Source organism: Rahnella bonaserana (assembly GCF_019049675.1).
GTDB lineage: Bacteria > Pseudomonadota > Gammaproteobacteria > Enterobacterales > Enterobacteriaceae > Rahnella > Rahnella bonaserana.
In genome coordinates this window covers 389,947-404,777 of record NZ_JAFMOW010000068.1, presented here as the reverse complement: position 1 = coordinate 404,777, position 14,831 = coordinate 389,947, and the positions used below count along the sequence as shown (strand labels likewise).

General features: G+C 54.5%; 13 protein-coding genes, 1 pseudogene and 1 other annotated feature. Of the genes and pseudogenes, 7 read left to right on the top strand and 7 right to left on the bottom strand.

The features are described from left to right. Positions 1-43 precede the first annotated feature (43 nt). Together J1778_RS23475 and cobO are read left to right on the top strand one after the other, a co-directional pair. Positions 44-805, top strand: coding sequence for a YciK family oxidoreductase (locus J1778_RS23475; RefSeq protein ID WP_217175191.1), 762 nt, complete (start codon positions 44-46; stop codon positions 803-805). Between the two features lie 14 nt (positions 806-819). Further along, positions 820-1,410 carry a cob(I)yrinic acid a,c-diamide adenosyltransferase gene (gene cobO, locus J1778_RS23470; protein WP_217175190.1) on the top strand — a complete coding sequence of 197 codons (591 nt, stop codon included), beginning with the start codon at positions 820-822 and terminating at the stop codon, positions 1,408-1,410. 16 nt (positions 1,411-1,426) lie between these two features. Here the strand turns inward: cobO and cobT are convergent, their stop codons facing one another. From cobT to rnm, 7 genes are all read right to left on the bottom strand, one after another. Then, a complete protein-coding gene (cobT, locus tag J1778_RS23465; protein WP_217175189.1) occupies positions 1,427-2,470 on the bottom strand; it encodes a nicotinate-nucleotide--dimethylbenzimidazole phosphoribosyltransferase in 1,044 nt (347 codons plus the stop codon). 26 nt (positions 2,471-2,496) lie between these two features. Further along, positions 2,497-3,093 carry an alpha-ribazole phosphatase gene (gene cobC, locus J1778_RS23460; protein ID WP_217175188.1) on the bottom strand — a complete coding sequence of 199 codons (597 nt, stop codon included), beginning with the start codon at positions 3,091-3,093 and terminating at the stop codon, positions 2,497-2,499. A gap of 16 nt (positions 3,094-3,109) precedes the next feature. Beyond that, positions 3,110-3,862, bottom strand: a complete 753-nt coding sequence (gene cobS, locus J1778_RS23455; RefSeq protein WP_217175187.1) for an adenosylcobinamide-GDP ribazoletransferase — start codon at positions 3,860-3,862, stop codon at positions 3,110-3,112. Positions 3,863-3,886: 24 nt separating this feature from the next. Beyond that, positions 3,887-4,441, bottom strand: coding sequence for a bifunctional adenosylcobinamide kinase/adenosylcobinamide-phosphate guanylyltransferase (cobU, locus tag J1778_RS23450; RefSeq protein WP_217175186.1), 555 nt, complete (start codon positions 4,439-4,441; stop codon positions 3,887-3,889). 136 nt (positions 4,442-4,577) lie between these two features. Next, positions 4,578-5,498, bottom strand: coding sequence for a 23S rRNA pseudouridine(2605) synthase RluB (gene rluB / locus J1778_RS23445; RefSeq protein ID WP_233432907.1), 921 nt, complete (start codon positions 5,496-5,498; stop codon positions 4,578-4,580). Positions 5,499-6,109: 611 nt separating this feature from the next. After that, positions 6,110-6,730, bottom strand: a complete 621-nt coding sequence (locus J1778_RS23440; protein ID WP_217175185.1) for an L-threonylcarbamoyladenylate synthase — start codon at positions 6,728-6,730, stop codon at positions 6,110-6,112. A gap of 34 nt (positions 6,731-6,764) precedes the next feature. Continuing rightward, the gene (rnm, locus tag J1778_RS23435) at positions 6,765-7,694 is read right to left on the bottom strand and encodes an RNase RNM (protein ID WP_420804098.1); all 930 of its coding nucleotides are present in this window, start codon (positions 7,692-7,694) and stop codon (positions 6,765-6,767) included. Between the two features lie 322 nt (positions 7,695-8,016). Beyond that, positions 8,017-8,119: a sequence feature (Trp leader region), on the top strand. A 56-nt stretch (positions 8,120-8,175) separates the two neighbouring features. Between rnm and J1778_RS23430 the strand changes: the two genes are divergently transcribed. From J1778_RS23430 to trpA, 5 genes and pseudogenes are all read left to right on the top strand, one after another. Further along, positions 8,176-9,738 (top strand): anthranilate synthase component 1, encoded by a 1,563-nt coding sequence (locus tag J1778_RS23430; RefSeq protein WP_217175184.1) that lies wholly within the window; start codon positions 8,176-8,178, stop codon positions 9,736-9,738. 1 nt (position 9,739) lies between these two features. Beyond that, positions 9,740-11,343, top strand: a pseudogene (gene trpD, locus J1778_RS24660) (bifunctional anthranilate synthase glutamate amidotransferase component TrpG/anthranilate phosphoribosyltransferase TrpD). A gap of 3 nt (positions 11,344-11,346) precedes the next feature. Beyond that, on the top strand, positions 11,347-12,711 hold the full coding sequence (gene trpCF / locus J1778_RS23415) for a bifunctional indole-3-glycerol-phosphate synthase TrpC/phosphoribosylanthranilate isomerase TrpF (RefSeq protein ID WP_217175182.1): 1,365 nt from the start codon (positions 11,347-11,349) through the stop codon (positions 12,709-12,711). Positions 12,712-12,755: 44 nt separating this feature from the next. Continuing rightward, positions 12,756-13,946 (top strand): tryptophan synthase subunit beta, encoded by a 1,191-nt coding sequence (trpB, locus tag J1778_RS23410; protein WP_217175181.1) that lies wholly within the window; start codon positions 12,756-12,758, stop codon positions 13,944-13,946. Continuing rightward, a complete protein-coding gene (trpA, locus tag J1778_RS23405; RefSeq protein WP_217175180.1) occupies positions 13,946-14,752 on the top strand; it encodes a tryptophan synthase subunit alpha in 807 nt (268 codons plus the stop codon). The genes trpB and trpA overlap by 1 nt, the downstream gene beginning before the upstream one ends. The last annotated feature ends 79 nt before the right edge of the window (positions 14,753-14,831 follow it).

Genomic DNA, 14,831 nt, shown 5'->3' with positions numbered 1-14,831 from the left:
GGCCATTTGCCGCTACATCGCGCCCCGTATGAGAGGACTGACTGTGCATTACCATCCTAAATCTGATTTGCTCAACAACCGCATTATTCTCATTACCGGTGCCGGCGACGGCATTGGTCGCGAAGCTGCTCTGACCTATTCCCGCTTTGGTGCGCAGGTGATTTTGCTGGGGCGTACTGAGAGCAAGCTGGCCAGCGTGCAGCAAGAAATTGCGGCGAAAAATCTGCGCCCGGCTTTCATTTATTCTCTGGATTTACTGACCGCCAGCCAGCAGGATTGCCAGCGCGTTGCCGATCAAATCGCACAATGGGTACCGCATCTCGACGGCGTATTGCACAACGCCGGTTTGCTGACAGACATCACGCCAATGGCGCAGATTAAGTTGCAGGACTGGATGAACGTTATGCAGGTCAACGTCAATGCGACCTTTATGCTGACGCAGGCCTTACTGCCGTTAATGCTGAAATCCGCCAGTTCTTCGCTGGTCTTCACCACCTCCAGCGTGGGTCGCGAAGGTCGCAGCGGCTGGGGTGCATACGCGGTATCCAAATTTGCTACCGAAGGCATGATGCAGGTGCTTGCCGAAGAACATAAACATACCGGTCTGCGCGTGAACTGTATCAATCCCGGCGGCACACGCACCAGCATGCGGGCCTCGGCGTTCCCCGATGAAAACAAAGATAAGCTCAAAACACCGGCTGATATCATGCCGTTGTATCTTTACCTGATGGGCGATGACAGCCGCCGTAAAACCGGTATCAGTTTTGATGCCCAGCCGGGGCGTAAAGCCGGTCCGGCAGAATAATCACGGAGTCACTGATGACCGAAGATCGCCACAAGCAGCGCCAGCAAAAGCTGAAAGAACAGGTTGATGCACGTATTGATGCTGCCAAAGAACAACGCGGCATTTTAATTGTATTTACCGGCAACGGTAAGGGCAAAACCACGGCGGCCTTTGGTACCGTCACCCGTGCTGTCGGACACGGCATGCGTGCGGCGGCGATCCAGTTTATCAAGGGTGAATGGCCGAACGGTGAGAAGAATCTGCTTGAGCCGCATGGCGTGGAATTTCAGGTGATGGCAACCGGTTTTACCTGGGAAACGCAGAATAAAGAAACCGATACCGAGGCCTGTCAGGCCGTGTGGCAGCACGGAAAACGCATGCTGGCCGATGCCTCGTTAGATCTCGTGGTGCTTGATGAACTGACCTACATGGTCAGTTTCGGCTATCTGGATTTACAGGACGTGGTGGATGCCCTGAATGCCCGTCCGGCGCACCAGACTGTGATTATTACCGGACGGGGCTGTCATCGTGATCTGCTGGAAATGGCCGACACCGTCAGCGAACTGCGGCCGGTAAAACACGCCTTTGACGCCGGTATTATGGCGCAACAGGGCATCGACTGGTGATCTCCTGTTTTGCGGGTTAAAGCTCTATCTGGCATTCCGCCAGCGTTGCCATTTCGTTATGAATAGCGCAGGCGGCATCAATCAGCGGTAACGCAAGCGCAGCGCCGCTGCCTTCTCCCAGCCGCAGATTCAGATCAAAATACGGCCGGAGGCCCAGCGCTTCCATTGCCAGTGTCGCGCCCTGCTCTGCCGAAAGATGCGAAGGAATGAGATAGGGTTTGAGCGCAGGTGCAATCTGACACGCGGCCAGTGCCGATGCGCAGGAAAGAAAACCATCCAGCACCAGCGGAATACCGGCAGCCGCCGCACCAATCATTGCACCTGCCATCGCCACCAGTTCAAAACCACCTACTTTTGCCATCACATCCAGCGCATCAGACGGGTCAGGCTGATTAACGGCAATAGCTTTTTCAACCACGCTGATTTTATGTGCCAACCGGTCCGGCGGCAGATTCGCGCCCAGCCCGACGGTTTGTGCAGGCTGAGCGCCGGTCAGCACCGCCACCATCGCCGCTGCGGGCGTGGTGTTTGCCATACCGAGTTCGCCCACAGCCAGCAGCGATAAACCGCTTTCAGCTTTGGCGATTACCCGTTCCGCACTCCAGACCAGTAATGACTCAGCCTGTTCACGCGTCATTGCCGGACCGGTGGCAATATTGCCGGTCCCCTGCGCGATTTTATGGTTGAGCGTGCCGGGGATATCCGGGCCGATTATTCCGCAATCAATCAGCGTAACTTGCGCGCCGGCAGCCCGTGCCAGCACAGAAACTCCGGCTTTCCCTTGCACAATATTCACAGCCTGAATGGCCGTTACGACCTGCGGAGACGGCGTGACACCTTCCTGCCATACGCCGTGATCGGCCGCCATCACCAGCACTTCTTTGCTGGGAAAATGCAACGGCTGATTGCCACGAATTGAGGCCAGCTGGACTGCCAGTTGTTCCAGGCGGCCAAGGCTGCCCAGCGGTTTGACCAGACTGTCGAGCCGTTCTGCCGCTTTCTGCGCGGCCTGCGCATCGGGTTCAGCAATCTGACGGAGGATATTTGCCAGCGAAGCCATCGGGTTTTCCTTACTTGTTTAAAAAGTTAAATACCGCTGTCGTTAAAACGCTGAATCACACAGGCGCCGTGACTGAGGTCAATTTCACACAGGCAGCCCTGCTTAAACGGGAAGCGCCACATGTCGGAAGGCGCCAGTTTGAGCATCATCGCCAGCAACAGGCTGAGCGATCCCTGATGTGCGACGATCGCTAACCGGCTTTCCTGCGGGCGAAGATGCAGCTGCTGCAAAGCCTGGCGGATACGCCGGGTGAAATCTGTAAAAGACTCGCCCTGCGGGACATCGGCCTTTTGCCAGTCCTGACACCATGCCTGATAACCTTCAGCCTGTGAGGCTTCCAGCTCCTTGTGATGGCGCATTTCCCATTCGCCAAACGCCATCTCCTGTAACAGCGGCTGAGTTTCCATCGTCAGCTCGCGCCCGTGAGCAATAATAGCCGCCGTGTCCCGGCTGCGGCGCATATCTGTGTGGATCAGCGCATCGAGCGGCACAGACGCCAGCTGGCGGCCGACGTGCTGCGCCTGCTGCTCACCTTCGGCAGTCAGCGCAATGTCGCTGCTGCCGCAAAAAAACCCCTTAACGTTAGCCTGAGTTTGTCCGTGCCTTATCAGATACAGTTTCATGATTGTGTCCTTTATCTCAGTGCCATAGCAGGAAAAACAGGAAGACCAGTTCGCTTAATTCACATGCTGCGCCCAGGGTATCACCGGTCTGCCCCCCAATGCGGCTGGCGACAAAACGCCGGAAACCTAAGACAAACACCAGCGTCATCAGCAATGCAAACAGGGATGATAACCCGCCAATCAACAAGACCAGCGCTGCCATCAGCAGCAATGTGATATAAAACCGCCCTTCACTGATTTTACCGATAAATAAGTTGCCCATTCCCGACTCGCGGGCATAAGCCTGACGGTACATCATTACCGCCATCATGCCCCGCCCGACAACCGGCGTGACGATAAGTAACGCCAGCACCGGCAATACGTCAGCGCTCATCTGATAGATCAGCGCTGTACGCAGCACAACGGCCACAATCAGCGCCAGCGCGCCATTTGTGCCGATGCGGCTGTCGCGCATGATTTCCAGGATCCGCTCACGGCTGCGCACGGAAAACAGACCGTCGCAACTGTCGGCTAATCCGTCGAGATGCAGACCGCCGGTCAGCATGATATGTGTGATGACCACGGCGACTGCCGCGACAAGCGAGCCAACGTGTGGGATGAAAATCCACCCTGCCAGCGCGGTCAGCAGACCAATCACCAGCCCGACCAGCGGAAAACAGACAATCCCGCGGGAATAGTCTTTCAGTTCAATGCCGTCGCACCATCTTTCCCTGACCGGAATGCGGGTAAGAAATTGCAACGTCGCCAGAAACAGACGCAAAAAACCCATAATCAATTCCCTTTCTGAATGGTTTTATTCCGATGTTTTCACCGGTAACGGAATACCGGAGACGATCAGGTAGACATCGTCCGCTGCAGAGGCCAGTTGCTGATTCACCCGACCGGCGATATCACGAAAACGCCGCGCCAGCTGGTTGTCCGGCACAATGCCCATGCCCACTTCGTTGGTGACAATAATCACTTCAGATTCAGGATGTTGCGCAGCTTCCATCAGTTGTTCAACTTGCGCAAAAATATGCCGCTCTATGGCGTCAAAATCCATATTTTCCGGGGATGTTTCACCGGCAATATCAAACAAAAGATTGGTGATAAGCGTCGTAATGCACTCGATAATAATGGTCGGAAACTGCGCCTGATGCGCACGCACGACGTCTCCCAGATCGCGATAGCTTTCAAAAGTATGCCAGTGAGCCGGACGTTGTTGCTGGTGATAGCGGATCCTCTCCGCCATTTCTGCATCGGTCACGATTGAGGTGGCGATATACAGCACCTCGCCGCCACGTTTTTCAGCTATCTGCTCGGCAAAACGGCTTTTGCCGCTGCGGGCACCGCCGGTGATCAGCATCATAATCGGTTCCTTGCTTTCCGTTTGTTAATTCAATATTCGTCTGAAATGACGTTATGCCCTGAATTTTGAGCAAAAAAAACCGCAGTCACTGACTGCGGTTTATGAGCATAGACGCAAGTGCCTCGCTTGTCAGCGATTAACCCCGTTTTGCCGGTCCGGTTGTACGACGTGCCGGAGCAACCTGAGTGTGGCGCTTAACAGCACGACGGATCTGGTTAGCTTTCACACGACGACGGTCACGTTCAACCGGCAGTTTGCTGACGGTTTCTTCGGTCATATCAACCAGTGTGCGCAGATAGTTGATGTCTGGCAGATCCAGCTCTTTATAGCCGCCACGAGGCAAGCCTTTAGGCAGATTCAGATCACCATAACGTACACGGATCAGACGACTCACCTGCACGCCAACGGCTTCCCACAAACGGCGAACTTCACGGTTACGCCCTTCTGTCAGGGTCACGTTGTACCACTGGTTCAGGCCTTCCCCGCCCTGGAATTTGATCGAGCGGAAGGCCGCAGGACCGTCTTCCAGCTGCACACCACGGCTCAGTTGTTTGATTTTTTCATCATCAACCTGACCGAACACACGTACGGCATATTCACGCTCAACTTCACGGCTCGGGTGCATCAGGCGGTTAGCCAGTTCACCGTCGGTGGTGAATAACAGCAGGCCGGAAGTGTTAACATCCAGACGACCTACCGCAATCCAGCGTGAACCGCGCATTTTTGGCAGGCGGTCAAAGACGGTCGGACGGCCTTCCGGATCGCTGCGCGTACACAACTCGCCTTCCGGCTTGTAGTACGCCAGCACGCGGCAAACGGTGTCCTGCGATTCCATCACTGACAGAACGTGGCCATCAAGACGAATTTTGGTGCCGCCGGTGACTTCCACGCGGTCGCCCAGTGTGGAAATCTTACCGTCAACGCTGACGCGGCCAGCCTGAATCATTGCTTCGACTTCGCGACGTGAACCATGACCTGCACGCGCAAGGACTTTTTGCAGCTTTTCGCTTTGCCCTTCGGTGCTGTCCAGTGCGTTCTTCGGCTTCTGGTATTTCACTTCTTCTTCGTCACCGTTTTCATCAAACAGTGTTTCAGCTTTAGGTTTGGTACCACGCGGTTTCAGCGGCGCGCGAGGTTTTTCTCCGCGGGCATTTTCCGGACGACCCGGTTTGCCTGTACGTGGTTTTTCTATACGGGAGTTTTCGGTGCGTGAATCGCCGCGGCCTGCGTCAGAACGTGGTTTGTCTGAACGCGGCTTGTCGCTGCGTGGTTTATCTGTACGTGGTTTGTCAGTACGTGGCTTTTCGCCGCGTTTTTCAGCCCGTGACGGTTCCGGACGGCTTTTTGCTGCGCCGGAATTTCTGCCACTTTTTGGCTTGTCACCAGATGGACGTGCCGGTTTGGCTTTATCGCTGGTGTGCTTCTGGGAATTATACTTCTCGCTCATTGAGCAGCCTCATTTGTCGCCTTCACAGGCGTCGGGGGGAGCCGGCAGCATGACGTGATTCGCCATCTGCCCGCCAAAATTCAGTTATTGCGTAGTGATACAACGACTTACAAAAAAGTCAGCCCGCCATTATACACATTTATCGGTAATTTGTATCCCGCTAAGGACTTTACGGGCTGATTATTTTTCAAACAAAATGCAAAAAATGTCTCACGGAAAGATCAGCGGAAAGGCGCCGGATCCCCCGCACCTTCACGAATCACTTCCGGTGACGCTTCGGTCAGGTCAATCACCGTCGTCGGTTGCTGCCCCAGGGATCCGCCATCAATGACCAGATCCACCAGCTTGCCTAAATGATCTTTGATGTCTTCCGGATCAGATTCTGCAAAGTCATTGCCCGGCAGCATCAGCGTGGTGGACATCAGCGGCTCACCCAGTACGTCCAGTAATGCGACAGCAATCGGGTTTGACGGCACGCGCAGACCAATCGTTTTACGTTTCTCACTCATCAGGCGACGCGGCACTTCTTTGGTCGCTTTGAGGATGAACGTGTAGTTGCCTGGCGTGTTATTTTTGATCAGACGAAATGCCGAATTATCAACGTAAGCGTAGGTGGACAGCTCAGAGAGGTCACGGCACATCAGGGTAAAGTTGTGGTTTCCGTCTAACTGACGGATGCGGCAAATGCGCTCCATCGCGTTCTTTTCTTCCAGACGACAACCCAGCGCATAGCCTGAGTCCGTCGGATAAACGATCACATTCCCCTTGCGCAGTAATTCAACCGCCTGATTAATCAGACGTGGCTGCGGATTCTCGGGGTGAATATAAAAATATTGACTCATTGTTCCCTCTTAATTCTTCTTCTGCGGTCGGGCTTCAGACCGGTTCAATTTCAGGCTGTTTCCCGGCGACCGGCCAGTGTTGCCATACCGGTTCAACGCCTGCGGGTAGCCAAAGTTTGCGCCCCAGCTCAATCCACGAACAGGGCTGATGGAAATCAGAACCCTGCGAGGCGAGCAGATTATAGTCACGGGCGTAAGTCGCCAGTTGCGCACGCTCATTGGGGGCCTGCTGACACTGCGCGACTTCCATGGCATCGCCGCCCTGTTCTGCAAAGAACGCGAGCAGGCGTTTCAGCCATTTTGTGGACAAGTCATAACGCCCCGGATGGGCGACTACGGCCTGTCCGCCAGACTGATGAATTGCATCAATCGCTTGTTCTATTGTACACCACTGTGGCGGAACGTAGCCGGTCTTGCCTTTAGCGAGGAATTTTTTGAACACCTGGGCGATATTGTCAGCCACACCGAATTCCACCAGATAGCGGGCAAAGTGCGCCCGGGTGACGGCACCGCCGTCGGCCAGACGCAGCGCGCCTTCCCATGCACCTTCGATACGCGCTTTTGCCAGACGGCGGCCCATTTCCTGCGCACGTTGCTGGCGCAAATCGGCCTGCACTTTCAGCAGTTCGATCATCGCCGGATGCGAAGGGTCGATGCCCAGTCCGACAATGTGAATTTCATGGTTTTCCCACAATGTAGAAATTTCAACACCGTTCACCAGTTGCAGCGGCAGCTGATTTTCAGCAATGGCCTTTGCCGCCCGCGCCAGCCCTTCCGTGCTGTCGTGATCGGTGATCGCCAGAATGCCCACCCGCATTTCTACCGCACGCGCGACCAGTGCTTCAGGGGATAAATAGCCGTCCGAAGCCGTGGTATGGCTGTGAAGATCGTAGATCGTGAATGCAGTGCTGGTGGTCTGATCGTCTGCTGAAGATGAAGTGTTTATGGGTAAAGTCGTCGTCACGTGGGGAATTAACCTGTTTTGAATGCAGCACTCATCATAACGCGTTAGTGCTTCTCACGTTAGGGATGATTTCCCCCCTGATGCTACGCACTGTAACGGTGCGATAACACTTTTTGCATAATACAGCCGCACTAAAGGGGGGAAGTGCATGAAAAAGAGGGTTGACTTTACATCGCTGAACTAGTTTACTAGTACGCAAGTTCACGGGACAGTTCAGCAATGAACAACGTGACAAACCGATTCAGAAAGCTTACGTTTCAAAGACGTTAGCTTCATAAACAAACAAGAGTGTCTGATGATGAAAACACACATGATGGCGGTTCTCAGCGGGTGGCGTACTTCCCTTTGGCGGGCGGAATAATCACGCATAGCTGTCATCAGACGCTGCAAGATTTCCGAAGCCCGCATAATGCGGGCTTTTTTGTGGCCGTCTATTTGAAATCCGTTTTACAGAAACGTTGAGAAAATTTCAGGAAGCAAAATGACTATTCAGAAACCACGATTAGAATTGCTGACCGCAGAAGGATGTTACCGCGGCGACCCGACGGCCATTTTCCACCAACTTTGCGGCGCGCGCCCGGCCACACTGCTGCTCGAGTCCTCCGAAGTGACGAGCAAAGAAAACCTGAAGAGCCTGTTGATTGTCGACAGCGCCCTGCGCATTACCGCGCTGGGTTCCCGGGTTTCGATTCAGGCACTCACCCCCAACGGCGCTTCTTTACTGTCACTGATTGACGCCGCGTTACCGGCTGAAATTCGCAATGATGTCCGCCCGAACGGTCGCGAACTGAGCTTCCCGTCTATTGATCAAATGCAGGACGAAGATGCGCGTCTGCGTTCGCGTTCTGTGTTTGATGCACTGCGCAGCATTCTGACTTCGGTTGAAACGCCTGCTGATGAGCGCGAGGCCATGTTCCTCGGCGGTCTGTTTGCTTATGACCTGGTCGCCGGTTTTGAAGATTTGCCACAACTGCCTTCTGACCAGCGCTGCCCGGATTTCTGTTTCTATCTTGCAGAAACCCTGCTGGTGCTTGACCATCAGCACCGCTCCTGCCGTCTTCAGGCCAGCCTGTTTACGCCTTCCGCTGAAGAGAAACAGCGCCTGCACGAGCGTCTGGAACAGTTGCAACATCAGCTGCAGTTACCGGCGCACACCATTCCGCATCAGAGCGTGCCGGAAATGCAACTGAGCGTGAACCAGAGTGATGAAGTGTTCGGTGCCGTTGTTGAGAAAATGAAAGTGGCGATCCGCGCCGGTGAAATTTTCCAGGTCGTGCCTTCACGTCGTTTCTCACTTCCGTGCCCTGCCCCGCTGGCCGCGTATGAAACGCTGAAAAACAATAATCCGAGTCCGTACATGTTCTTCATGCAGGACAACGATTTCACGTTGTTCGGCGCATCGCCTGAGAGCGCGCTGAAATATGACGCGACGAATCGCCAGATTGAAATCTATCCGATTGCCGGAACCCGCCCTCGTGGTCGCCGTGCTGACGGCTCGCTGGATTTAGATCTCGACAGCCGTATCGAACTGGAAATGCGTACCGATCATAAAGAACTGGCTGAGCATCTGATGCTGGTGGATTTAGCGCGTAACGATCTGGCACGTATCTGCGAACCGGGCAGCCGCTACGTTGCCGACCTGACCAAAGTTGACCGTTACTCTTTCGTGATGCATCTGGTGTCCCGCGTGGTCGGCACACTGCGTCATGACCTTGATGTGTTGCATGCTTATCAGGCCGTTATGAATATGGGCACGCTGACCGGCGCACCGAAAGTACGCGCCATGCAGCTGATTTCGGGTTCCGAGCAGACCCGTCGGGGTAGCTACGGCGGCGCGGTAGGCTACTTCACCGCTCACGGTGATTTAGATACTTGCATCGTGATCCGCTCTGCGTATGTCGAAGACGGCATCGCTACCGTGCAGGCCGGCGGCGGCGTAGTGCTGGATTCCATCCCGCAAGCTGAAGCCGATGAAACCCGTAATAAAGCCCGTGCAGTGCTGCGCGCCATCGCCACCGCCCACAATGCGAAAGAGGTATTTTAAGATGGCCGATATCTTACTCATCGATAACGTCGATTCCTTTACTTACAACCTCGTCGATCAGCTGCGTTCAAGCGGTCACAATGTGGTGATTTACCGCAATCAGATCCCAGCTGACGTGATTATTGAAAAACTCAGCCAACTGGAAAAACCGGTGCTGGTGCTTTCTCCGGGTCCGGGTACGCCTTCCGAAGCAGGTTGCATGCCTGAACTGCTGAAACGTCTGCGCGGCCAGCTGCCGATTATCGGCATCTGTCTGGGTCATCAGGCGATTGTGGAAACCTATGGCGGGTTTGTGGGTCAGGCGGGTGAAATCCTGCACGGTAAAGCGTCTTCAATTACGCATGACAACGAAGCAATGTTTGCCGGTATGAATAACCCGCTGCCGGTGGCCCGCTATCACTCGCTGGTCGGCAGCCAGATCCCCGACGGTCTGACCGTTAACGCCCGTTTCGGTGACATGGTGATGGCAGTGCGTCATGAAGAAGATCGCGTTTGCGGTTTCCAGTTCCATCCGGAATCCATCTTAACTTCACAGGGCGCCCGTCTGCTTGAGCAGACACTGGCCTGGGCTTTGGCGTAAGGAGAACTGTCATGCAAACGCAAACTATTCCCGGCATTCTCGAAAATCTGTTTCGCGCTCAGACGATGACGCAGGAAGAAAGCCAGCAGTTATTTACCGCCATCGTGAATGGCGAACTGGAACCGGCGCAGCTGGCCGGTGCATTAATCAGCATGAAAGTGCGTGGCGAGCAACCGGCTGAAATCGCCGGAGCAGCTAAAGCCTTACTGGCACACGCCGAACCTTTCCCGCGCCCTGATTACCCGTTCGCAGACATCGTCGGCACCGGTGGCGACGGCACCAACAGCATCAACATTTCTACCGCCAGCGCCTTCGTGGCGGCGGCGTGTGGCGCTCGTGTTGCAAAACACGGTAACCGCAGTGTATCGAGCCGTTCGGGCTCGTCGGATTTACTGGCTGCTTTTGGCATACGTCTGGATATGCCTGCGCAAGAATCCCGTGCAGCACTTGATGACCTGAACGTGTGTTTCCTGTTCGCACCGCAATACCACACCGGCTTTCGCCATGCGATGCCGGTACGAAAAACGCTGAAAACCCGCACGCTGTTTAACGTGCTGGGCCCGCTGATTAATCCGGCACGTCCGCCGCTGGCGCTGATTGGCGTGTACAGCCCGGAACTGGTGCAGCCGATTGCTGAAACTTTGCATGCGCTGGGTTATGAACGTGCGGCAGTGGTTCACGGTGGCGGAATGGATGAGGTTGCTATCCACGCAGCCACACAAGTTGCCGAGCTGAAAGACGGTAAAATCACCACTTACGAACTGACGCCACAAGACTTTGGTCTGGATAATTATCCGATTGAATCCTTGCTGGGCGGCGAGCCGGAAGAAAACCGTGACATTCTGGCACGCTTATTACAAGGTAAAGGAGATCCGGCCCATGAAGCCGCGGTAGCCGTCAATGTGGCGATGTTACTGCGTCTGTTCGGTCAGGAAGATTTAAAGCAAAACGCACAACAGGCTTTGGCCGTCATGCGCAGCGGTGAACCTTACCAGCGCGTGCTGGCATTGGCAGCAAGAGGATAAGTGATGCAGCAGGAAACCGTGCTCCACAAAATTGTTCGCGATAAGGAAGTTTGGGTCGCGGCACGCAAAGAACAACAACCACTGGCCAGCTTTCAGAACGAAATAACTCAGAGCCAGCGTAATTTCTACCATGCCCTGCAAGGTGCAAGAACCGCCTTCATTCTGGAGTGCAAACAAGCCTCTCCGTCGAAAGGCAAGATCCGCGAGAATTTCGATCCGGTAGAAATCGCCAACGTTTATAAAGATTACGCTTCTGCCATTTCGGTATTAACCGATGAGAAATACTTCCAGGGCAGCTTTGATTTCCTGCCACTGGTGAGCAAAACCGTCACACAGCCAGTGCTGTGCAAAGATTTCATTATCGACCCGTATCAGATCCATCTGGCCCGTTTTTATCAGGCCGATGCAATTTTACTGATGCTGTCAGTGCTGGATGACGATCAGTATGTTCAGCTCGTCGCCGTCGCTCACAGCCTTAACATGGGCGTGCTGACCGAAGCCAGTAATGAAGAAGAACTGGATCGCGCTGTTAAGCTGAAAGCTAAAGTGGTAGGGATCAATAACCGCGACCTGCGCGATCTATCCATCGACCTGAACCGCACCCGTGAACTGGCACCGCGCGTGCCGCATGGTGTCACCGTCATCAGCGAATCGGGCATTAATACTTACGGGCAAATCCGTGAGCTCAGCCGCTTCGCGAATGGTTTTCTGATTGGCAGCGCGCTGATGTCGGAACAAGACTTGTCCGCTGCCGTGCGTCGTGTGCTGCTCGGCGACAATAAAGTGTGCGGTCTGACCCGCGCGCAGGACGCCAAAGCGGCGTACGAAGCCGGTGCCATCTATGGCGGTCTGATTTTTGTCGAAACCTCACCGCGTTTCGTGACACAAACGCTGGCTAAAGACGTGCAGAACGGCGCACCGCTGAAATATGTCGGCGTGTTCCGCGATGATGCCGTCAGCAATGTGGCACAAACCGCACAGGCACTGGAACTGACCGCCGTGCAACTTCACGGCGATGAGAATCAGGCATATATCGATGAACTGCGCGAAACGCTGCCGGAAGCAGTGCAGATCTGGAAAGCGCTGAGTGTCAAAGACACATTGCCAGCCCGCGATCTGAATCATGTAGATCGTTACGTGCTGGACAATGGCAAAGGCGGCACCGGTCAGCGGTTCGACTGGAGCAAACTGGCTGGCCAGGATTTAGGCAACACGTTACTTGCCGGTGGCCTGAGCGCTGATAACTGCGTCGAGGCCGCACAACTCGGTTGTGCAGGACTGGATTTCAACTCAGGTGTAGAAAGCGAGCCGGGCATCAAAGATGCCGAAAAAATTACCGCCGTATTTCAGACATTGCGGGCGTATTAAGCCGCACGCAATGACGCAAAAATTGACAGACAGGACGGAATAACATGACTTTACTTAATCCCTACTTCGGCGAATTTGGCGGCCAGTATGTTCCGCAAATTCTGATGCCTGCGCTGATCCAGCTGGAAGAAGCCTTTGTCAGCGCACAGCGCGACCCGGAGTTTCAGGCTGAATTTATTGATTTGCTGAAAAACTACGCAGGTCGTCCGACAGCCCTGACCTTGTGCAAAAACCTGACCGCGGGCACCAAAACCAAGCTTTATCTAAAACGTGAAGATTTGCTGCACGGCGGCGCTCATAAAACTAACCAGGTGTTGGGTCAGGCATTGCTGGCAAAACGTATGGGCAAAACAGAGATTATTGCTGAAACCGGTGCCGGACAGCACGGCGTGGCATCGGCTCTGGCCTGCGCCCTGCTCGGTCTGAAATGCCGCATTTATATGGGCGCCAAAGACATTGAGCGTCAGTCGCCAAACGTGTTCCGTATGCGCCTGATGGGTGCGGAAGTGATCCCGGTACATAGCGGTTCATCCACGCTGAAAGATGCCTGTAATGAGGCACTGCGTGACTGGTCCGGCAGCTATGAAACAGCCCACTACATGCTGGGCACCGCAGCAGGCCCGCATCCATATCCGACTATCGTGCGCGAATTCCAGCGCATGATCGGCGAAGAGACCAAATCCCAGATGCAGGAACGCGAAGGCTGTCTGCCGGATGCAGTGATTGCCTGTGTCGGCGGCGGTTCCAATGCCATTGGCATGTTTGCTGATTTCATCGACGATACCAGTGTGAAACTGATTGGTGTTGAACCGGGCGGTCTGGGCATTGAAACCGGCCAGCACGGCGCGCCGCTCAAACACGGTCACGTCGGTATTTATTTCGGCATGAAAGCGCCAATGATGCAGACGTCAGAAGGTCAGATTGAAGAGTCCTACTCGATTTCAGCCGGTCTGGATTTCCCGTCCGTTGGCCCGCAACACGCCTTCCTTAACAGTATCGGCCGTGCAGAATATGTGTCGATTACCGATGATGAGGCGCTGGATGCCTTTAAAGAATTGTCCCGTCATGAAGGGATTATTCCTGCACTGGAATCCTCACATGCGCTGGCTTATGCGTTGAAACTGATCAAGGAAACGCCAGAGAAAGAACAAATCCTGGTCGTGAATTTGTCAGGTCGCGGCGACAAAGACATTTTCACCGTACACGACATCCTGACTGCCCGGGGAGAAATTTAATGGAACGTTATCAGCAATTATTCAAACGTCTGGAAAGCAAAAAAGAAGGCGCGTTTGTTCCTTTCGTTACGCTGGGCGATCCGGGCGTTGAGCTTTCACTGTCCATCATCGACACGCTGATTGAAGCCGGTGCAGATGCGCTGGAACTGGGTATCCCGTTCTCTGACCCGCTGGCTGACGGCCCGACGATTCAGAATGCTAACCTGCGCGCTTTTGCGGCAGGCGTGACGCCGACACAGTGTTTCAACATGCTGGCACGCATCCGTGAAAAGCATCCGGACATTCCGATTGGCCTGCTGATGTACGCCAATCTGGTGTTCCATAACGGTATCGAAACGTTCTATCAGCGTTGCGCTGAAGTAGGCGTCGATTCTGTGCTGGTAGCCGATGTACCCTTTGAAGAATCTGCGCCGTTCCGCGCCGCTGCATTGCGCCACGGTATTGCGCCAATTTTCATCTGCCCGCCCAATGCGTCTGATGATTTGCTGCGTGAGATTTCTTCTCATGGTCGCGGCTATACCTATCTGCTTTCCCGCGCTGGCGTGACCGGCACGGAGAAGCGCGCGCTGACGCCGCTGAATCACATGGTTGATAAGCTGCGTGAGTACAATGCCGCGCCACCGTTGCAGGGCTTTGGTATTTCCGAACCTTCACAGGTGAAAGAAACGCTGGCCGCAGGGGCAGCCGGTGCTATTTCCGGTTCAGCGACGGTGCGTATCATCGAAAACAATCAGCATCAGCCTTCTGAAATGCTGGCTCAGCTTTCGCGTTTCGTCAGTGAAATGAAAGCCGCGACCCGCGCTTAATCCTCTCTCAAACAGAACCTCAGTCATACAGGGACTAAGGTTCTGTTTCTTTTAATTTCTTACTTTTTTTTGCCCCGTT